This window comes from Streptomyces sp. NPDC057694, assembly GCF_042799415.1.
Classification (GTDB): domain Bacteria; phylum Actinomycetota; class Actinomycetes; order Streptomycetales; family Streptomycetaceae; genus Streptomyces.
Genome location: NZ_JBHVIX010000002.1, coordinates 224,648 through 243,053 on the forward strand (window position 1 = coordinate 224,648; position 18,406 = coordinate 243,053).

Annotated in this window: 13 protein-coding genes and 9 pseudogenes; 9 read left to right on the forward strand and 13 right to left on the reverse strand. The window is 66.7% G+C overall.

Features of this window, described 5'->3' with window-relative positions; translation table 11 throughout:
* Positions 1-102: 102 nt before the first annotated feature.
* Positions 103-507 carry a hypothetical protein gene (locus tag ACFVDP_RS07905; protein WP_383485061.1) on the reverse strand — a complete coding sequence of 135 codons (405 nt, stop codon included), beginning with the start codon at positions 505-507 and terminating at the stop codon, positions 103-105.
* A gap of 60 nt (positions 508-567) precedes the next feature.
* A complete protein-coding gene (locus ACFVDP_RS07910; RefSeq protein WP_383485064.1) occupies positions 568-1,500 on the reverse strand; it encodes a hypothetical protein in 933 nt (310 codons plus the stop codon).
* Positions 1,501-2,254: 754 nt separating this feature from the next.
* On the opposite strand from ACFVDP_RS07910, the gene ACFVDP_RS07915 reads away from it, so the two are divergent.
* Entirely contained in the window at positions 2,255-2,704 is a 450-nt protein-coding gene (locus tag ACFVDP_RS07915; RefSeq protein WP_383485067.1) for a nuclear transport factor 2 family protein, read from the forward strand.
* Here the strand turns inward: ACFVDP_RS07915 and ACFVDP_RS07920 are convergent.
* Positions 2,694-3,395, reverse strand: a pseudogene (locus tag ACFVDP_RS07920) (transposase). The gene ACFVDP_RS07915 and the pseudogene ACFVDP_RS07920 sit on opposite strands and share 11 nt — an antisense overlap.
* Before the next feature lie 756 nt (positions 3,396-4,151).
* On the opposite strand from ACFVDP_RS07920, the gene ACFVDP_RS07925 reads away from it, so the two are divergent.
* Together ACFVDP_RS07925 and ACFVDP_RS07930 are read left to right on the forward strand one after the other, a co-directional pair.
* Complete coding sequence (locus ACFVDP_RS07925) at positions 4,152-4,433, forward strand: hypothetical protein (protein WP_383485070.1); 282 nt, start codon at positions 4,152-4,154, stop codon at positions 4,431-4,433.
* A 129-nt stretch (positions 4,434-4,562) separates the two neighbouring features.
* The gene (locus ACFVDP_RS07930; protein ID WP_383485073.1) at positions 4,563-5,249 is read left to right on the forward strand and encodes a hypothetical protein; all 687 of its coding nucleotides are present in this window, start codon (positions 4,563-4,565) and stop codon (positions 5,247-5,249) included.
* A gap of 293 nt (positions 5,250-5,542) precedes the next feature.
* Here the strand turns inward: ACFVDP_RS07930 and ACFVDP_RS07935 are convergent, their stop codons facing one another.
* The 3 genes and pseudogenes from ACFVDP_RS07935 to ACFVDP_RS07945 form a co-directional block, all read right to left on the reverse strand.
* Complete coding sequence (locus ACFVDP_RS07935; RefSeq protein WP_383485075.1) at positions 5,543-5,986, reverse strand: cytidine deaminase; 444 nt, start codon at positions 5,984-5,986, stop codon at positions 5,543-5,545.
* A 110-nt stretch (positions 5,987-6,096) separates the two neighbouring features.
* Positions 6,097-6,414, reverse strand: a pseudogene (locus tag ACFVDP_RS07940) (transposase family protein); the annotation flags it as partial.
* A gap of 430 nt (positions 6,415-6,844) precedes the next feature.
* Positions 6,845-7,751: pseudogene (locus ACFVDP_RS07945) on the reverse strand (IS5 family transposase).
* Positions 7,752-7,864: 113 nt separating this feature from the next.
* On the opposite strand from ACFVDP_RS07945, the gene ACFVDP_RS07950 reads away from it, so the two are divergent.
* Both ACFVDP_RS07950 and ACFVDP_RS07955 read left to right on the forward strand, forming a co-directional pair.
* Complete coding sequence (locus ACFVDP_RS07950; RefSeq protein ID WP_383486034.1) at positions 7,865-8,530, forward strand: nitroreductase; 666 nt, start codon at positions 7,865-7,867, stop codon at positions 8,528-8,530.
* 231 nt (positions 8,531-8,761) lie between these two features.
* Positions 8,762-9,385, forward strand: a complete 624-nt coding sequence (locus ACFVDP_RS07955) for a maleylpyruvate isomerase family mycothiol-dependent enzyme (RefSeq protein WP_383485078.1) — start codon at positions 8,762-8,764, stop codon at positions 9,383-9,385.
* 84 nt (positions 9,386-9,469) lie between these two features.
* Here the strand turns inward: ACFVDP_RS07955 and ACFVDP_RS07960 are convergent.
* The 3 genes and pseudogenes from ACFVDP_RS07960 to ACFVDP_RS07970 all read right to left on the reverse strand — a co-directional run.
* A pseudogene (locus ACFVDP_RS07960) lies at positions 9,470-9,604 on the reverse strand (IS5/IS1182 family transposase); the annotation flags it as partial.
* A 162-nt stretch (positions 9,605-9,766) separates the two neighbouring features.
* On the reverse strand, positions 9,767-11,878 hold the full coding sequence (locus tag ACFVDP_RS07965; RefSeq protein WP_383485080.1) for a HEAT repeat domain-containing protein: 2,112 nt from the start codon (positions 11,876-11,878) through the stop codon (positions 9,767-9,769).
* Between the two features lie 292 nt (positions 11,879-12,170).
* Positions 12,171-12,626: a VOC family protein gene (locus ACFVDP_RS07970; protein WP_383485083.1), complete on the reverse strand. Its 456-nt coding sequence runs from the start codon at positions 12,624-12,626 to the stop codon at positions 12,171-12,173.
* A gap of 330 nt (positions 12,627-12,956) precedes the next feature.
* On the opposite strand from ACFVDP_RS07970, the pseudogene ACFVDP_RS07975 reads away from it, so the two are divergent.
* Positions 12,957-13,687 (forward strand): annotated as a pseudogene (locus tag ACFVDP_RS07975) (transposase).
* A gap of 68 nt (positions 13,688-13,755) precedes the next feature.
* Here the strand turns inward: ACFVDP_RS07975 and ACFVDP_RS07980 are convergent.
* Positions 13,756-13,946, reverse strand: a pseudogene (locus tag ACFVDP_RS07980) (IS5/IS1182 family transposase); the annotation flags it as partial.
* 122 nt (positions 13,947-14,068) lie between these two features.
* Between ACFVDP_RS07980 and ACFVDP_RS07985 the strand changes: the two are divergent.
* Complete coding sequence (locus ACFVDP_RS07985; protein WP_383486037.1) at positions 14,069-14,524, forward strand: peroxiredoxin; 456 nt, start codon at positions 14,069-14,071, stop codon at positions 14,522-14,524.
* 56 nt (positions 14,525-14,580) lie between these two features.
* On the opposite strand, the pseudogene ACFVDP_RS07990 reads toward ACFVDP_RS07985, so the two are convergent.
* Positions 14,581-14,682 (reverse strand): annotated as a pseudogene (locus ACFVDP_RS07990) (transposase); the annotation flags it as partial.
* Positions 14,683-14,758: 76 nt separating this feature from the next.
* Here ACFVDP_RS07990 and ACFVDP_RS07995 point away from each other — a divergent pair.
* Positions 14,759-15,081, forward strand: a pseudogene (locus ACFVDP_RS07995) (transposase); the annotation flags it as partial.
* A gap of 641 nt (positions 15,082-15,722) precedes the next feature.
* Here the strand turns inward: ACFVDP_RS07995 and ACFVDP_RS08000 are convergent.
* Positions 15,723-15,873 (reverse strand): annotated as a pseudogene (locus ACFVDP_RS08000) (IS110 family transposase); the annotation flags it as partial.
* Between the two features lie 456 nt (positions 15,874-16,329).
* Entirely contained in the window at positions 16,330-16,899 is a 570-nt protein-coding gene (locus ACFVDP_RS08005) for a GNAT family N-acetyltransferase (protein ID WP_383485086.1), read from the reverse strand.
* A gap of 477 nt (positions 16,900-17,376) precedes the next feature.
* On the opposite strand from ACFVDP_RS08005, the gene ACFVDP_RS08010 reads away from it, so the two are divergent.
* Positions 17,377-18,240 (forward strand): hypothetical protein, encoded by an 864-nt coding sequence (locus ACFVDP_RS08010; RefSeq protein ID WP_383485089.1) that lies wholly within the window; start codon positions 17,377-17,379, stop codon positions 18,238-18,240.
* Positions 18,241-18,406: the final 166 nt, after the last annotated feature.

Genomic DNA, 18,406 nt, shown 5'->3' on the forward strand with positions numbered 1-18,406 from the left:
TCGCCGGGGTGGGCCACCGTGAGCCATCCGGGCTCGTCCTCGGTCAGCCGGCCCCGCTCCACCAGCCGTTTCAGCTTCCCCCTCGCCCCTCGATCTTTCCGCTCACCGCGGGCAGCCCGATCCGCGGCACGACCTGCTTGGCCTCCATCGGCTTCGCGGTGTCAGTAAGGACCTCGATGATGCCCGGTAGACATCCGGCAGCACCGCAGCCGACAGCCCCTGGCGCCAGTGCGGCACCGTGATCGCCCCGACCACCCGCACCCCGGGGTGCACCGGGTTCTCCGGCTCCGGGCCGCCGGCCACCGATGCGGTCGCTCCGGACCCGTCCAGATCCATGATCACCTCGGCCACAGTCTCCCGGGCGATCCACAGCCGCGACCATGCCTCCCGCTCGTTCTCCAGACGGGCCGTCAGCCGGGCGAGATCCGCTTCGAGCGCCTCCACCCGGGCCCGGGCCGCCGCCTCCCGCGCCTCCAACTCCCCGATCAACGACCCCGTCAGCGTCACCTCCTCCACCCACACGGCAGAGACCCGACCACGCCGCCGCCCCTCGTGCGCAGTCGTACGTCAGCCCACCCGCTCATAGGTAAGGACGGTCTTCGGGTGGTTGCCGATCGTGCGTAGGCGCAGCGGGCCGTCCGAGGACTTCACGTCGAAGCGGTACTTGAGCTCATCCGGCGGGCAGTGGACGGTCCTGGTGCCCTGATCGAGCTTGAAGTTGCTCGGGGACAGGTTGTACTGGTCGGTGCCGGTGACAATGGCGCTGCCCTTGCATCGCGAGCCGGTGAGGGACTCGATGACCACGCGTGCGAATCTGCCCGGCCCGACCTGGTGGACGGTCAGCTGCTGGCTGCCGTCCGTGGCTCGCCACCGGCCCACGAACCAGGGGTGGATGGGCTTGTACTCCGTGGCCACCCCGGCGAATCCGGAGCCTTTGCGCCAGGTCAGCGTGGTGGTCATCAGCCAGATGTTGCGGACGAAGTCCACTCGGGCGCCACCGTCGCTGATGCGGGCCTTCGGCCAGGGGGTGGTGTTCTTGGTCAGGTCGGTGGTCCAGGAGGAGAGGTCCCCGGTGGCGACGGCCGCGATCACCTCATGCGGTTCGTCGCCGTCCCTGCAGTACGCGCCGAAGCCGGCCGTGAGCCACACGGTGTCCTGGTACGCCTTTGCCCTGATGCCGCCGCACGGATTGATGCCGGTCTCATAGACCGTCCTCCGGGCGGACCAGGAGTCGTCGGACACGTCGCGATGCTGTACCTCCAGGCCGCGGCGAGTGAAGCGGAGGGACACCTGCCGGCCGTCCGACAGCTCGAGGACGGTGTGGTCGTCGTCGTCCTCGACGACCCGTGAATCAGGCTTGTCCTCGGGTTCGCGGTGGGACTTCGTGTGCTTCGCGCTGCTGCCGGACGGTCCCTTGTCCGATTGCTCGGCGCAGCCGCCGACGGCTGCGCCGAGCATCAGCACCGCTACCGCCCACGCCGCTGCGCTCTTCGTTCTCATGCCGTGTCAGCTCCCCTGTACGCCGCGCCGCGATGCCCGGGCCGGGTGGGTGGCACGAACTCGGCGAGGATAGTCGGTGGGCGGCCCGCCCCGCTCGGCCCCCGACACGGTGCGGCCCCGACGGTTCCGTCACTCGTCGAGGACAACGGCGACCACACCCGGACCGGGCCGTCGCCTCCCGCGCCTCCAACTCCCCGATCAACGACCCCATCAGCGCCGCCTCCTCCACCCACACGGTGGAGACCCGACCACGCCGCCATCAGAGAGCTACACCCATCTTCTTTGGCGTTCTGCCCTTCATCGCGTTTGCCATACAACGGCGAGATAAGGGCTGGTGAGCTGGTGTTTCAGTCGGTAGGGGGTGGGAGGAGTGCACTTCCTGCCCAGGGATGCCTGAGCTGAGGTCGTGCCGATTCCGGTGCTTTCGGAGTACTCCGTCCCTGCCGTGATGGTTGAGGAGGGGTGCTAGATGGGTTCGCTGTACGAGGAGATGCAGGCTCGGGCGGCTGCTGCCCGCGGCAAGGTGGAGGAGCTTGAGTCCGAACGGGGCTAAGGCCTGTCCCGTAAGACGTGCTTCGGCTGACGGTGACAGGGCCAACTCGGTGGCAGGCTGACCGTCGGTAGGAGACGATCACGCCGTGCACGGCCCCGCTCTTGCCGGCTGCGGCCCAACTCGTTGAGCAGTGTGGTGCCGTGCTGACGTCGGATCGATTCTTGGCCTGGTGCCTTCCATGCCGGGTCGGAGAGGACACGTGTGTCGCTCGCTCTTGAAGATCGCTTGGCCATCACCGAACTGATCTCGCTGCATGGTCATCTTGTTGACGACGGGGACCTTGACCGGTTCGAGGAGTTGTTCATCGCCGATGTGGTCTACGACCTCACCGACTTCGGGCAGGAACCGCTATGTGGGGTGGCGGCCATCCGAGAAGCGGCATGGGCGCTGGGAGGGGCCAACCCTGTCGCGCATCACGTAACCAACGTCGTCATCACGGCGTCGGCGGACGGTCAGGTACAGGTCCGTTCCAAGGGGCTGGGTATCAAGGCGGATGGCTCGTGCGGTTCCGTCTCCTATGACGACACCGTCGTGCGCACCTCTGACGGCTGGCGGATCAGCCATCGCAAACTGTCGCCACGCCGAACTCCCTTGGGCGGGGGGGACAAAGGCCGGCTGACCAGGAACATCCCGACTTGTCCTAGTCGGTGAGGAGCACGTTGTGCAGGCGCGCGATGCCGAGCATGGCATGGTGAACACCGTCGCCCTTCAGGCGGCAGTCGCGGAGGATCTTCCAGGTCTTCATGCGGGCGAAGACGTGCTCGGCGCGGGCTCGGACTTTGCGGTGGGAAGCGTTGCGCTCCTCCTTCCACGCGGGAAGTTCGTCCTGTCCGCGCTCGCGGCGGTGCGGGATGACCAGGCCCGTGCCTCGATACCCACCGTCGGCGATGACAGCGGCCGTTCCGACAGCGGCTTTGATGCCGGACAGTTCCCATGCCCGTCAGTCGTTCCGGTTGCCGGGCAGGGGCCGGCCAACGGCGACGACGAGTCGGATGTCGGCGTCGATGACGACCTGGTGATTGGTGGAGTACCGATAGTTCTTCGACTGTGCGGCGACAGCGTGATCACGGGTGGGGACCAGAGTGCCGTCCATGATCCGCGCGGCAGCCGACTTGGACACGCCGAACAGCGGGCCGAGCTGTCGCAGCGTCAGGTTCGTCCGCCAATACGCGGTGACCAGCAGGACCCGATCGTGCAGCGGCAGGCTCCACGGACGGCCCTTGCAGGCCGAGTCCGCGCCCTCGCGCCGCAGGCTGGTGACCAGCTTGCCGAACTGCCGCGGGCTCAGCCCGGCGAAGGGGACTATCCAGGACGGCTCCGAAGCCGTGATCAGACCAGGCACGCCAAGATCAGCCGTTACGGCACAGGCCTAGTGTGCACCGGCATCTCTGGTTCGCCGGTGATTGATCGGTGTTGAAAAACCGTCGTGGCGTGAGTCACTATGGTTTCAAATCCCGCACCCACCGCGCAGATTGAAGGCCCCTGACCAGGCACATCGGACGGGGGCCTTTGTCATGTGCGCTGCCCGTTTCGTGACGGTGGCTCCCCGTGAGTTCCCAGTCTGTCGGGCACGCCGGGGGCACGGTCAGAATTCGGCGGCACCGGGTGCCGTGAGGTCGAGCCATATCCACGGCCTGTGATTCCAGTCGCGTACCTCGCCAACGACCAGGTCGACGGTCGCCCCCACGGGGGGCAGTTCCTGCACGAGTCGCTTCACTCCCGGCTCGCTTCTGCGACGAATTGTGTCCAACGAAGCGCCCACGGGCTCGTACTCGTTGAGCTTCGCCATGATTCCCCAAGGCTCGTGACTAATGACCGTTGCTTGGACTGTCTGACCTTGGCGAAGCTCGCTGAGGGGGCGTATCTGTTCATCTGACATGGCGGCATCCTCCCCTCAACCCACCGCTCTCCCCAACTCCCATCCCGTCAGCCGTCGCCCCACACTCTTTCCAGGACTGTTGGTCCGACCCGAGACCCTGTCCGGGGCCGTTCACCTGGGTTCGCGTGTGGTCGAGCGAAGGGCGGCGACTTGTTTCCGACCTCTCGCGAACGGGCCTGACCGTCGCTGGAGGAGACGGAAACTGAGACGGTGTCCCTCATGAACAAGACACCAGATCCCGCCAACCCGAACGGCATCCAAGTGGGCGACGTCTACGAGGACTGCTCGTTCCATCCGGTGCTGTGCACTGCCGTTGATGAGGTGGCGGGCGTCGTACTCAGCGGTGTCTCCCTCATCGACGGTAGCTTTCCCCGCTCCTGCGATGCCTTGCACTGTGGACCTATCCGGATCCGCGTCGAGAACGTCATGACCATCAAGCAGGACTTGGAGGGCTACGCCCGCCGGCGGAAGGAAGAGCTACGGGCCGGGGACAACATCTGATCCGTAGCTCTAGAGAGAACGGTCGGTCAGGGTCATACCGGCTGTGGTTGAGGCCATAGCGAGCATCGCCGGACAAGGACGGTCGTTGAGGTTGCGGTACTTCGCTGCTATGCGGGTATCGTCCACCGGGTGAATCTCAACCTCCTCAGCGATGTGCCCGGCGGGCTGACTCGGAGGGCTCACAGCTTCGTCGCTGAGCACGGCATCAGGGTCGACGTCAGGTCTGTCGAGCAGCACAGGCAGTGGTGGCTTGACCGGGACATTCCGGCGGATGTGGTTGACCGGATGGCGGCCTTTCAGGAGCGCTGGGGCGGCCTGCTTCTGCCGCCGGCCTCCCAATACGACGGAGGGCCGAAGTACTTCGAGGCCGACTCACCCGAAGGAACGTCTGCGGAGGGATGGTGGTTCGAGGCCGGGACACAACGGACTGCTGTTCCCTACTCATTCATGATTGGCCCGGCCGGTGAGTTCGGAATCCATGCGGACCACTGGGCGCCGTTGCACGCGACCGTCGAAGGGTGGATCGAGGCACTCGCGCTGGCTCATCACGCGTCGATGTGTGCCAAGCGAATCACGAAGGTCACGGGCGATGACGTCGATGGACTTGAACTCGACGCCATGGAACCGGTCCCAGAGACAAAGGGGCTTGCCGACACCTGGTGGCGTGGTGCGGATTCGCTGGTCGCGATCTACACGGGTGAGGCCCGGTGTTTTTCCTTTCCGCAGGGGCGTGCCGCGTTGATCTACTCAGGCCTTAATGAGTGGGGGCTCTACGGAGGTGTCAGGGAAGGGGTGTTTCCGGGCGAGCAGTCTTGAAAACCGTCACGGCGAAAGTCACCGTGCGTTCAAATCCCGCATCCACCGCGCAGGTTGAAGGCCCCTGACCGGCAACATCGGTCCGCGGCCTTCACCGTGCTCGCTGCCCGTTCGTGACCGTGGTTCCCCGTGAGTTCCCGACCTATCGGGCGCGGATGGGGAACGGGCGCCTTTTGATCCGCAGCTCTTTGTGGGTCGGTCGCGAGTAGTCGTACCGGACGCGTTGCAGCCTCACGGATTAGCTCTGGACAGGCTGGTTGCTGTACTCCGTTGCTGTGCCGCTGTGGGTGTGGTCACTCGGAGTGTTGGGCTTGGGAAGGCCACTGTCCGTCGGCGAACTGCCGCCCCCAGTAGTAGGGGTTCACTTCCGCCAGGGAACGCGCCTCCCAATGGGTCGGGTCGTCGTCCCGTGGGACGGCGACTTCAACGGACGGTCCCCACAGAGCGAGCCGTTCTTGGCAGATGCCACAGGGCGGCAAGATCAGGACTCTTCCGCGCTCGATGTCACGGCAGACGCATACAGAGGCGGTGACGGTCCGGTTCTCGGTGTAAGCCTGGATGAAAGCCCCAGTCTCCTGACAGAGCGCAACCGAACCGTGCATGTTGTCGAGGCCGACGCTGGTCAGGATCCCACCGTCAGCGAGACGCACCGCAGCTGCCCCGCCAGGTTCACCCTCGGGCCAGCGTTGGTTCATGAGCTCCACGGCTGCATCTATCAGCGTCTGGTCGAGTTTCATGCGCTGGAGTTTGCCACGGGGCCTGGACGTGGCACGGCCCCATTGCATCCCTATTCCCTTCCGACGGCACGGCCAACGAGGGTCCCTACCTCAGCCCACCACTCTCCCCAGGGCCGAAGGTCGTCAATGACACGGTCTGCTGCCGATTTCGATACCCCCAAGAGCGGGGCGAGTTGACGCAGCGTGAGCTGTTCGCCAGTAGGCAGCCACGAGCAGCACGCGGCCTTCCAGGGGGAGCTTCCACGGCCGGCCCTGACCGGAGCGTCGATGTCCTCTCGCCACAACTGCGTCAACAGCTTCGCGAAAGCCCGCGGGCTCAGCCCGGTGAATGGGGCTATCCAGAACGGATCCGACACCGTGATCACACTAGCGACACCGAGATCATCTCGCTCTGGCCCGGGGCTCGGATATGACCCGTCAGCCCTCACGCGCCTTCCTCCAGGGGACGCGGTAGTGGTCCAGGCGCTTCCGTTCGCCTACGACAAGAAGGCTTGAAAATAAGCCCATTACCATGCTGTACAGGGCGATCTGAAGGTCCACCCTCTCAATGGCCAAAGCGGCGAGGCCGCCAAAAAAGAGAGCGCCGACGAGCCCGCAGAGCAGGGGATGGCGCAAGAACCGCCCGCGCGGCCGCAGGGGTGGCCGATCGCCCCCAAAGTGGCGGTCGACCGCCCAGAACGCCCGTTTGAGTGCCCGCACAACGACGCCCCCATCACCCAACCTGCCCTGTCGCGGCTTGAGTGATCGTAGAGCTCGGGGACCAGCGCAGTCACGAGTCCGGCGTCGAGTGAGCAAAGCCGCCCTGGTGGGCTACTCCCCTGCCCTCACTCAACGCGCATCTAGGCAGTGTCCTGGCGATCACGAGCGGAGCCAGATGACGGGCGCGGCTGCGGTAACGGTTCCGAGGTAGGCGTAGCCGCGCTTGTCGAACCTGGTTGCAACCGCGCGGAAGGTCTTCAGTTTGTTGATCGCCCGTTCGACGGTGTTGCGCTTCTTGTAGCGGTCCTTGTCGAAGCCGGGCGGTCGGCCCCCGGAAATGCCGCGTCGGACCCGGTTGGCTGCCTGGTCGGCCTTCTCCGGGATGACGTGCCGGATTCCGCGTCTGCGTAGGTAGCTGCGAGTTCGGCGGTTGCTGTAACCCTTGTCGGCACTGACGCTGTCCGGCTTCGTACGTGGCCTGCCGCAGGCCAGCCGCGGCACGCAGATCCGGTCCATGACCGCCTCGAACTGGGTGCAGTCGGCGCACTGCCCGGGCGTGATGACCAGCGAGAGCACCCTGCGCTCAGATGAATCTTGGTAGTGAACCCGCCACGCGACCGGTCGAGCGCCTCGCTGCCTCCACCAGCCGGTCGATCAGTTCCGCCCGAACCCGAGCGGCTCTGACCGCCTGCGCAGAGCCCCCTTTGATGGCGGGCGGCGGAGCGCGCCGGGCGCCGGCGGCGTGGTGGTGTGCGCGCACGGACGTCGAGTCGACCGAGATGTCCCAGTCGACCTCGCCAGCCGCGTCTGCCTCGGCCTGGATCCGCCGCAGGCGGATCTCCCACGCTCCGTCCGCCGACCAGCGGCGATGCCGCTCGTGCACCGTCTTCCATGGTCCGTATCGATCCGGCAGATCGCGCCAGTGCACGCCCGCGCGGATCCGGTACAGCACCCCGTTCACGACCTGGCGGTGGTCTCGCCAGCTGCCACAACGCCCGTAGCTGACCGGCAGAAGCGGCTTCAGCCGCTCCCACTGAGCATCCGTCAAGTCGCCTCTGTCTCCCACAGTCCTATCAACGACTGGACTGATCGACGGGACGTCTTCCAGCCTCCGGCGATGCTCGGTACTGACGGCTGAATACGGTGGAGGGGCCCGGTTGAATGAGAGGACGCGAAGACGTGGATGTGTATGAGGCCGTGGACAGTCGCCGGGCCGTGCGGACGTTCAGCGATGAGCCCGTGCCCAAGGAGGTACTCGAACGAGTACTGACCGCAGCGACGCGGGCTCCGTCCAGCGGGAACCTCCAGCCATGGCATCTGTACGTCGTGACCGGTGAACCCTTGGCGGAACTCAAGCGGACCGCGACAGCCAGGGCCCTGGCGGGGGACCCCGGCGACGAGCGCGAGTACCCGATGTACCCGGACGGGCTGGCCTCGCCGTATCTGGACCGCTTTGCTGCTGCCGCCGCCCAGCGGTACGAATCGCTGGGGATCGAGCGCGACGACCCAGACCGGCCCAGGAAGATCGCCACCTTGAACTCGGAAGCGTTCGGGGCGCCGGTCGTCCTGTTCTGCTACCTCGACCAGACGATGGGCCCCGGACAGTGGGCTGACACTGGGATGTACCTGCAGACGGTCATGCTGCTGTTGAGGGCCGAGGGGCTGCACAGCTGCCCCCAGGTGATGTGGACCGTGTACCGGGAGACTGTCAGCCAGGCAGTCGGAGCCGATGACGAACTCGTCCTGTTCTGCGGCGTCTCAGTGGGGTTCGAGAAAGAGGGCGTGCCGCAACTGCGCACCGGGCGGGTGGACATGACGGAAACGGTGAACTTCATCGGAGGGTGACGGTTGGACGGCTGTGATCGCCGGGACACTGCCTAGGACGGCGGGAAGCCTCGCGCCCCTCACCAGGGGTTGACGGGCCACAGCGCAGCCGGGGCGGAGCAGGTCGGAAGCAGGAGCTTCGCCCCTCGGCGCTCGAGCTTCCCGCCGGAGCCTTCGGATCACGCCCGATGAGTTCTCGGGGCGCGGCAAGTCCCCATTGGCAGGGATAGTGACAGGCCAGTGGAGGAAGCCATGGGAGATGTCTGGTCGATCGTCCACGAGGAACGTGCAGCGCTCCTCGGTGATCTTGAATACCTGGACAATGAGCAATGGGAGGCACCGTCGCTCTGTGAAGAGTGGACCGTGCACGACGTGGTCGCTCACCTGGCTGACACAGCGCGGACAACGCGCCTGGGTTTCCTGGCCGGCCTCGCCCGGGCACGGTTCGACTTTGACCGGCAGAACGCCCGCGGTGTCGAGCGTGAACGCGGCGCCTCACCGCAGGAGACTCTGAAAGGGCTTCGTCAGGTCGCGTTGCGCACGTCGACCCCGCCGGCGCCTCTCGACAGTCGGCTTGTCGAGGAGATTGTGCACGGCGAGGACATCCGACGGCCGCTGGGGATCTCCCGCTCCTACCCCAAGAAGGCGGTCGTCAGAGCGCTGCGCCTGCAGCTTCGCACCCCAACCTTCTTCGGCGGAGCCAAGAATCTTGTGGCTCACGTCCGGCTGACAGCTACGGACGCCGACCTGTCGATCGGCACAGGTCCCGAGGTGAGTGGTCCTGCGCTCTCCCTGCTCCTGGTCGTCTCGAGCCGACAGGTGGCGCTGGACGACCTCGATGGACCGGGGCTTCCTGCGCTGGCAGCGACATTCTGACGATCACCCTTCGAGGCCTCGTTCGCGAGGCCCAAGTACACCAGTGACTGTCCGCGTCGATGACACCCGATGGTTGGTGGATTACCGGCAATTCTTGGACTGTTCAGCCACCCTGTGGTCGCCGGTGGGCAGCAGGGTTCCGTCCACGATGAGCACAGTGTCTTTGGGGACCTTTATGCGCGGATGGAGTGCGAGGAGAGGGCCGAGGTGGTCGACGACGCTGCAGCGCCAACCGCATCACTGCGATCGTCAAGGTCGCGCTCGCCCTTCACCTCGCGACCGCGTCAGGATGAAAACACCTCACTGTCTGAATGGCCTTTAGTTGGGAGGCCTTGAGGCGTACCAGGGCATCGACCGGGGCTTCCATGGGCACCAAGTGACTCACACGAGGTGCGTAACGATGGCACGGCACGTGGTCTGGAGTTCCTCGTCGTCGGCGGCGCTGCCGAAGTGACCGCTGCGGCGGGAGAGCGCCAGCTCCGCCAGAATTTTGGGGAGGGCGGTGGCAGCGGCTGAGCCCATGCGATGCAGGCAGGCCACAACGTAGTTGGAGGTTGCGTCGTTCTTCTCCCAGGCGCCCAGCAGCGTCTCCACGACAGCTGGTGCCCCGGCCTCGCCGCCGATGTCCCATAGTGCGGAGGCTGCGTGGATGCGGGTCCATTCGTAGCCATCGGTCAGCATGGACCGCAGGCGCGGCAGCGCCATCGCAGCGGGTGGGCCGATCCGGCCAAGGACGTCGGCCGCCGTACTGTGTTCGTGCGTGTCGAGCAGGTCCTGCAGCTTCGGAACGACGCTCTCCACGCTGCCTTCGAGTTGCCACAGAGCACCGGTGGCGGCCATGCGGAGGTGTATGTCCTGTGCGTCGGCGAGCGGGTGGACGACGTGAAGGGCGGTTGCGGCCCCGGTTCCGAACGCGGACAGGGCGTCGAGAGCGGTGGCTGCGGTGCGCCAGTTCTCCTGGCGCGTCGCAGCAGTGACGGCGTTCGTGAGCGCCGGTACGGCCGCCGGGTCACGCAGGGCAGCAAGAGTGGTCAGCAGGGCGCCGGTGCTCGAGCCGAACCCGTCTTTGGAGAAGTCCGCGCCGGCCAGCCGCCGGGTCAGCCGGGGTACGAGCTCGTGTGCGGCCGGGCGCAGTTGACCGATGACCTGCAGGGCCCGCCAGGCGTCGACATCGTCGTCCAGAGCGGTCAGCAGGCAGGGCAGAGCCCGAAGGTCATGAAGACGGGCCAGCGCCAGAACGGCTTCCTGGTGAGCCCGGCGCAGTGGTGACTGCGGCGCCGCCCACACGTCCCCGCCGTGCACGGTGCGTTGCCGGTCGACGTAGAAGGCGAGAGCTTCCCGGGCGGGTTCGGACACGGGTGCCAGAACCTTGAGGGCCTCGGCAGCCGCGGCGGCGGTGTAGGGATCGTCGGGCAGCAGGCAGTCCGTGAGGAGGAGCACCAGGTTGGTGTGGTCACCGCGCCACGTCGCCATCAGGTCCTGGGCCATACGGATCGCGTCATAGCGAACGGCGTCATCGGAGCTGCGCAGTTGCTCCGTGAGCAGAGCTGTGCGCTCGGGGATGCGGGCGTCCAGCACCGTGTGGAGGGTGCGCAGCAGGGATGTGGTCGGCGCGTGGACGCGGTTGTGCCGCTCCAGGTCCTCGAAGGCGGCGGCGATCTCTGGAGGGACGCTCCGAGGTTCCGACGGCAGGGATACCGAAGTGCCTTTTTCTTCACCGGTGTTGGGTTCGTCCGCTTCGTCATCGGGTGTGTGTGGCGAGGTGGGCGTGGACTGCCGGAGAAGTTCGATCGCTTGCGGTATGAGGTCGCCCCCGATCCGTTGAGGGGTACAGCGGGCCCGGTGGACGAGCGCGGCCAGCCGGATCTCGGGATCCGATGCCGGCTTGCCGATCAGGGCATCGAGCCAGGCCGTGGCGGATGCGTGGACGGCGGGCAGCCGTAGCGCGAGATCTGCCGTCGTGTGGAGAACCAGTAGTCGTTCCGGGGTGCCGTCCTCCGCTGCCAGCCTGCCGCGCAGCACTTCCAAGGCGAGGTCGGCGTCGTCCAGAAAGAGGCCGAGCGCTTCGATCGCCGCCCGGCGGACGAGCAGGTCGGCATCTGCTGCCCAGCGGACGAAAGCGTCTGCGCGCTCGCGCACCTGCGCGACGACGTCGGTGTGGGCCCTCGACTCGGTGCCGTCAGGCGTGAAGTAGACCGCGTCGACGTCATGATGCGAGGCTTCGCGGCCGATGCTGAGCAACAGCGCGACCACTGACGCGCGATCCGGAGTTGCCGGACCATCGGCCAGAGCAAACAGAAACGGCAGGCTCGCCGCGGTGCAAGGGTAGACGTCCCCCTGATGGTGGGCCGCACCATAGAAGTTCCCGAACGCTTTCTCGCGCACCTCGGGATCCGGCGAACCCATCTCCCGCAGCCATACCGGAACATCGTCGGCCGGACCGTACGCGTGGCTCATCGACGACCAGTCGACGCCCTCAAGTTCATTGATCATGGACGGCACTATGGCGCACGGCACTGACAAGCACGGCAGCACAGCTGACAGAAGAACAGCCCGGCAGCATCCTCGGGCCCACAGCAGTCGAGCAGCGTCATCCACGCAAGTTGGGCGTGCTGCACAGCGACCTCCCTTCTCCGGCGGACACATGCGCTCTAGCGGTACGTGCGTGCCGTTCGTAGCCTCGAACTCATGGCCAACGGCGTCGGGCGTAGCTCTTCTGAAGGGGGAAGGGCTGGGCAGGGTCGATGCTGAAACGCGTTGTGAAAGGGGACTGGCGACGCTGAGCTCAGTGAACGCAGAACTCGTTGCCCTCCGGATCCTGCATCACGACGAAATAGGAGCCCGATTCCTCCGACTCCTCGACGCGTAGCCGGGACGCACCAGTGCTCTCCAGTCGAGCCACCTTGTCAAGGACGCGCTCCTTCCGGGTTGCGAACGGGACGCCGCGCCCACCGCTCACGCCGAGGTCGAGGTGGAGCCGGTTCTTGGTGGCCTTGGGCTCGGGCACCTGCTGGAACCAGATCCTCGGTCCGACGCCCTGCGGATCGACGACGGAGTCACTGCAGTCACCCGTGCCTAGCTCTTCCTCTGACAAGCCCTGGTCCAACCAGTACGCGCGCCAGCTGGCGAAGGGCGCTGGTGGCAGCTCGACTTCGTAGCCCAGCGCTGCGGCCCAGAACCCCGCGAGTCGCTCCGGCTCGGCACAGTCGATGGTCAGCTGCAGTTTCGGGTTGGTGATCACCGGCCAACACTACCGGCCGCCTGCGGGCCCCGGGATCAGTCCCTTCCCTTCCCTCCAGACGAGCTACACCCAACGGCGTCTGGCACAGCGGCTACGAGATCATCATCCGCCTCGCCCACGCAGCCCTCGGACACCCACAACGCCCCGGCCTGCTGGAGGAAATCACCCGCCCCACCGGGGACCGGGAGGACCGGCAGCTACTCGATTGCCTGGAACACCACGAAGACGGGATATGCCAGGCCGAAGGTGAGGGTCGCGCCCCGTGGATGGCCATCCGCCGGCGCGCCGTCGACGGAGTCACCACGCTGGTCGCGGCGCACCTCCCTATGGATAGCTCCGTTCACTGGGCTGAGTCCGCGCGCCTTGAGCAAGTTGGTGACCCAACTACGCAAGGAGGGCGCCGACGCCCCGAGTCGCGGACGGCCGTGGAGGCCACCGCTGGCGGACCGCGTGCTGCTGGTCGCCACTTACTGGCGGACCAACCTGACGTTGCGCCAACTGGCGCCATTGTTCGGTGTGTCGAAGTCCGCGGCCAGCCGCGTAGTTGACCACCTCGGCCCGAAGCTCGCCCTCAAACCGCACAAGCGGTTCGCGGAGGACGCCGTGTTGATCGTGGACGGCACCTTGGTCCCCACCCGCGACCGTTCGATCGCCGCGCAGTCGAAGAACTATCACTATTCCACGGCGCATCAGGTCGTCATCGACGCGGACACCCGCCGGGTTGTCGTAGTCGGCCAGCCTCTGCCCGGCAACCGGCACGACTCCCGCGGCTGGGAGGAATCCGGCGCCGAGGAGGCCGTCGGCCGCACCGTGACCATCGCGGACGGCGGTTACCAGGGAACCGAGCTCGTCATCCCGCACCGCAGGACGAAGGGCGAGGAGCTGCCGGCCTGGAAGGAGGAACACAATCGCTCCCGCAAGCAAGTGCGGGCCCACGTTGAGCACACCTTCGCGCGCATGAAGAGCTGGAAGATCCTCCGTGACTGCCGGCTGAAGGCGACGGCGTTCACTACGCCATGCTCGACATCGCCCTCCTCCACAACCTCGCCCTCAAGGGATAGACGAGAGGGACGTACCCCGGCTACCCGCATTCCCATTGACCCCAAGATCTATTACGGGACAGCCTTTAGCTGTCGTGGAGGTCCACTGCGGAGATGCCGATCGACAGCGGCGGGCCGTGGCGGTCGACAACAGAGCGAATTTTCGAGCCGCTCCCACCACGTTCAGTCGGACTCAGTCCCCCGAGCCGCCCCCGAGGGCTCGGATACGGACCGAGTCCATCGCGCACCACGACCAGCCCTGCCCACCGCAGAAGCCGAGGCAGGTATTGCGCACCTCTCCTCCCTCCCCCGCTTCCAGTCCTTACTGCCGAGTACGATCGGAATCGTCCGCTCCGTCTCCGTACCAAACAGTCGGGAGCCATCGTGCCCGCTTCACCCCGGATCCAAGTCGGTTCCACAGTCGAGGACTTCACCTTGCCCGACGAGACAGGCACGCCAACGAGTCTCGCCTCGCTGCTGACCGAGGGCCCGGTCGTGGTGTTCTTCTATCCGGCCGCAATGACGGCTGGCTGCACGGCGCAGGCCTGTCACTTCCGTGACCTGACCGCCGAGTTCGCGGCGGCCGGCGGCCGGCCTGTAGGCATCAGCTCGGACGGGATCGAGCGGCAGCGCGAGTTCGCACAGAAGCACACCTTCGGGTTCCCGTTGCTGTCCGATCCTGAGGGTGTGGTGCGCGGGCAGTTCGGTGTGGCCCGCGGTTTCGGCCCGCTGCCGACGAAGCGGGCCACTTTCGTCATCGGCACGGACCGGCGCGTACTCGAAGTCGTACGCAGCGAGTTCAGGATGAGCGCGCACGCGGACCAGGCCCTGGCGGCCCTGCGCAAGACCGAATCCTGAGGTTCACCTAGGACTCCCCGACGACCTGCTGTGGGTGATCACCCACGAAGTGGGGTCAGGCCGTTGAGCTGGGCGAAAGTGCCGTCCCTCTGCCAGTGCGCGAAAGAGCCATGGACCGACTGCCAGGGTGGGAAGTCGTGGGGCAGGTAGACCCATTGGCAGCCGGCGGCCGGGATGGTCGGCAGCGGCCCGCTCCAGGAGGGCCCGCCCGGCGGCGGAATCCTGGACGCCGGCCGCAAGGTCTGGGTCGACGGCGGCTACCGCAAGCACTTCATCGAGTACGCCGCCACCCTCGGCATCGACCTCGAAATCGTCCACGCCGCGCTTTCGGGGTCAGGGGTTTCTGCCCGATCCCGAAGCGTTGGGCGGTCGAGCGGACCTATGGCTGGCTGATGCTCCACCGCCGTCTGGCCCGCGACTACGAGACCCACCCGCACCGCTCCGAAGCCATGATCCACCTGGCCATGACCGACCTCATGGCCCGCCGCCTCACTGGTGAGAACACCATCTCCTGGCACAACCCGACACCAGCACATCAAAGCCGCATCCAGGGATGAAACACGAGCATGAAACGACCCTTAAGAGGTGATCTCATCAGGTTGCCGTTGTGACCAGGGCGGTGGCCTCTCACATGCCGCGGTCTGGGCCGTACCAAGGTTCGGGGCGTTCGTCAGCGGACATCGGAAGGCGCTGCAACTGCACGGGCCGGGGTAAAAGGCTGCACTGTTGGGCCCGCTCATGTCTTCGCCGATGAGGTATCGGTAGAGCCATTCCGCGAAGCTCATGTAGTGCTCTGCCCAGGTTTCGTCATAGTTCACCAGGAGCCTCGGAGCGTCGGGGGCAGAGAGCAGGAAGACGGTCTGCCCTCGGTCAGTGCTCGCGAGCGGCCACGGCCCGTTGCGGGTGCCAAAGCTCAGCTCGTCGAGTCCGAAGAGCTGGCGGGGGTCCTCATCCGCGTCGAGATCGAGGTCGTTCCATGGCACCTCGGACCACGCCTTGATCGTGCTGTGGATGTCCTGGCCCAGGTTCCACCGCTCGGTCGCGGGGTGAGCGAGGTATAGATGCCCGTTGATCTTGATGGGGGCGAAGGCGTCCGCGAGGGCCGTGTAGTCGGGCGGGTCGACGCGTTGGCCTACTGGCGGCGGGCCGGCGCGCCTGGCGGCTCCTCCCGCACGACTTCCCGCCGTACCAGACCGTCTCGCAGCAGGCCGCGGTGGTAGCGGCGAGGGCCGGTGCAGGTTGCCGCGGACACGGCCGGAATCGCGCGGGACCGGGGCCAGGCCGTCCGGGAAGCCGAGGGTGGTCAGGTCTCCGCCGGTGGCCGGGATGAACTCGGCCCCGAAACCGGGCCCATGCCGGGGAGGGTCTCACTTTTGCGTGCGGGAGGCCGTGAAAGCGGGCCTCAATGGTCCGCAGCCTGATACCAGGCTGGTCGGGGCCGGCGAACCCGCGCGCCGCCAGCGGTGACCGGACGTGCCGGATCGCGGCGGACACCGTGGAGCGGCCCACTCTCACAGCACAGCCAGGGTCGAGTGCGGACGACCGTGTCACAGGTGCGCGAGCGTGACCTGCACCCGGTCGACGAACACCAGACGATGCTTCCGGCCGGCACCGGCACCGGCCCCGCTGCGGCGATCGCCGCAGCGCCGCTTCCGCAGCACAGACTCTTGCTGCGCCTCCCACGTTGGGGCGAGCTCAGCGACGCGTTCACCAAGATACTGTCGGGACTTACCCGATAGGGCATGACGAGACAGGGCCGCGCACGCTGACGACTTCACTTCTACGGGCACAGCGCCTCACACCGCCTACGCCTGCCGCCGCTCCCAATGCTCTTGCGTGATCTCGTACCGCACGCCTCCGTGCTCGGAACCCTCGACCGCCATCATGTCGTCCGGCGTGGGGATGCTCTGCGCGGGTGTCATCCCGAGCTTGTCCATGACGTTGCGCGAAGGGCGGTTCACGGTCATCGTCTCGGCCCAGACCATGCGGATGCCGAGCTCGGCGAACCCCTTCGCCAGCAGCGCCTGCGAGACCTCCGTGGCGTAGCCGCGGCCCCAGGCAGCCTGGCGCAGGCGGTAGCCGAGTTCGGCCTCCTCACGCGGGCCACTGCGCAGCGGACGCAGGCAGAACCAGCCGACGAAGGCGCCGCCGTCCTTCTCGTACGCGGCGAACAGGCCGAGGTCGTGATCCCAGCGCTCGTACCCGGCGAGGATGCTGGGGATGACGAGGTCGCGGACCTCCTCCGGCGGGGTCGGAGCGCCGCCGGTCAGGTAGCGCATCACCGCTGGGTCGCTGTCCAGCTCGATCAGCAGGTCCGCGTCGGCGGCGGCGAAGGGGCGCAGGGTCAGGCGTTCGGACTCCAGGTAGGTGGCCACGTGGGGATCATGGCCGAGACGGGGCGGACGGTCCAGGGAGTTTTCGGGCCGCTTCTGTCGTCGGGTGGAGTGCCGCAGGAGCATCGCACGGCTGCCTTCACGTCACCGCCGAAGACCCGCCTTTGCCGCTCCCAAGTCGTGAGTGGTGTGCAGTTCTCTCGGCGGGAAGGGCCTGATCTGGGGTTCGTGCGTGCGTGGACTGCCTGGCCATTGGGTTGGCCAGAAGCTCGGCGTTGAGGGGCATTCGGCCTCCCGGTATCGGGAGTCAGTCCTCCTTGCCTTACGGTCCCGGCCCGCTCATGCCTGCCGGCCCCCGACCGTCCTTGCGCGCTGCCCACAGCATGCTGGGCAGTTCGGTGTCGTGGCGGGTCCGGCAACTATTCTGAACGTGTTCAAAATCTCTGGCATGATGGCGGTTGCCGCGATCGGTCGGCGAGCCAGTCGCGTTCACGCGACACGTCACGAGGGGGCCTCACTGTGGGGCAGGAGTTCTCTTTCGGCCGAGTCTTTTGGGTGTCGATGGTGACGCTGTTGCTGGAGACGGCGCTCGCTCTCGTGGTGGCTGCGGTATACAGCCAGACACTGGAGTCGCCGAACGTAGGCGGCCATTACGGCCTGGGGGTGCTGGCTCTTCCCTTCCTGGCGGCGGCAGGCGCCGTCCTCGCCGCCGTGGTCTCGGTGGCCATCGTGCTTCCCGCGGTCAGGCTGAGCGGGCAACTGGGGCGAAGGTTCGGCGGCCGCGAGGCCTGGTGGTGGGTGCCGCTGGTCGTGGCGGCCATACTGGCACCCCCATCAGAAGCAGCCGCTCTCAGCGGCCCTGTGGACTGGCAGTCGGCCACGAGTTCATGGTCAGCCGCCACCGTCGCTCTCACCGTCCCAGCACTGATCGGCCGATCGCAGAGGCGCAGACTGCTCGGCGCGGTGGCGGCGTGGGGCTTGTTGGCCGTCCTCGGCGTCGCAGTCCTGGGCGCAGTAGCCCTCCAGACGAACCTCCTCCAGGCGTACCGCCCGCCGACGATCTCCCGAACGGCACTGGTCGGCACCTGGTCCGACGGAAGGGGCGCGACGCTGACTTTCACCGCGGACGGCAGGGCCACCTCGTCTAGTGTCAGAGATTACGAGCTCGACGAGGACTTCAACGTCGTGGCGAAGGCGTGCACAGGCGAGGGCACATGGTCCTACGCAGCCGGAGGCGATCCCTGGAATCAGGAGGTCAACGTAGACCTCCCAGAGTGTGAATGGGCGCCCTGGAATGTGGGCGGCACCCAAGAGCAAACCACCCTCTACCACTACGTCGGTGACCCCGACTCCTGGGACCTGTACAAGCTGAGGAGGGTGTAGCTCCTCTGACCGAAAGAGCGGTGCCGCATCCGGGCACCCCACAGCCACACCAATTACTGCTCACATCGTCCCTCGAGAGAAACTGCAGCCAAACACTTTTCGCGGCTGCTGCAACGACTGTGGTGGAGCCCGATGCTGTGGTGCACGCGCTCCCCCGCCCCCCGCT

Coding starts and splice junctions, on each gene's coding strand:
- ACFVDP_RS07955 (WP_383485078.1), top strand. CDS start 8,762: ATGGGAGATGTCTGGTCGATCGTCCACGAGGAACGTGCAGCGCTCCTC.
- ACFVDP_RS07925 (WP_383485070.1), top strand. CDS start 4,152: ATGAACAAGACACCAGATCCCGCCAACCCGAACGGCATCCAAGTGGGC.
- ACFVDP_RS07965 (WP_383485080.1), bottom strand. CDS start 11,878: ATGATCAATGAACTTGAGGGCGTCGACTGGTCGTCGATGAGCCACGCG.
- ACFVDP_RS07910 (WP_383485064.1), bottom strand. CDS start 1,500: ATGAGAACGAAGAGCGCAGCGGCGTGGGCGGTAGCGGTGCTGATGCTC.
- ACFVDP_RS07935 (WP_383485075.1), bottom strand. CDS start 5,986: ATGAAACTCGACCAGACGCTGATAGATGCAGCCGTGGAGCTCATGAAC.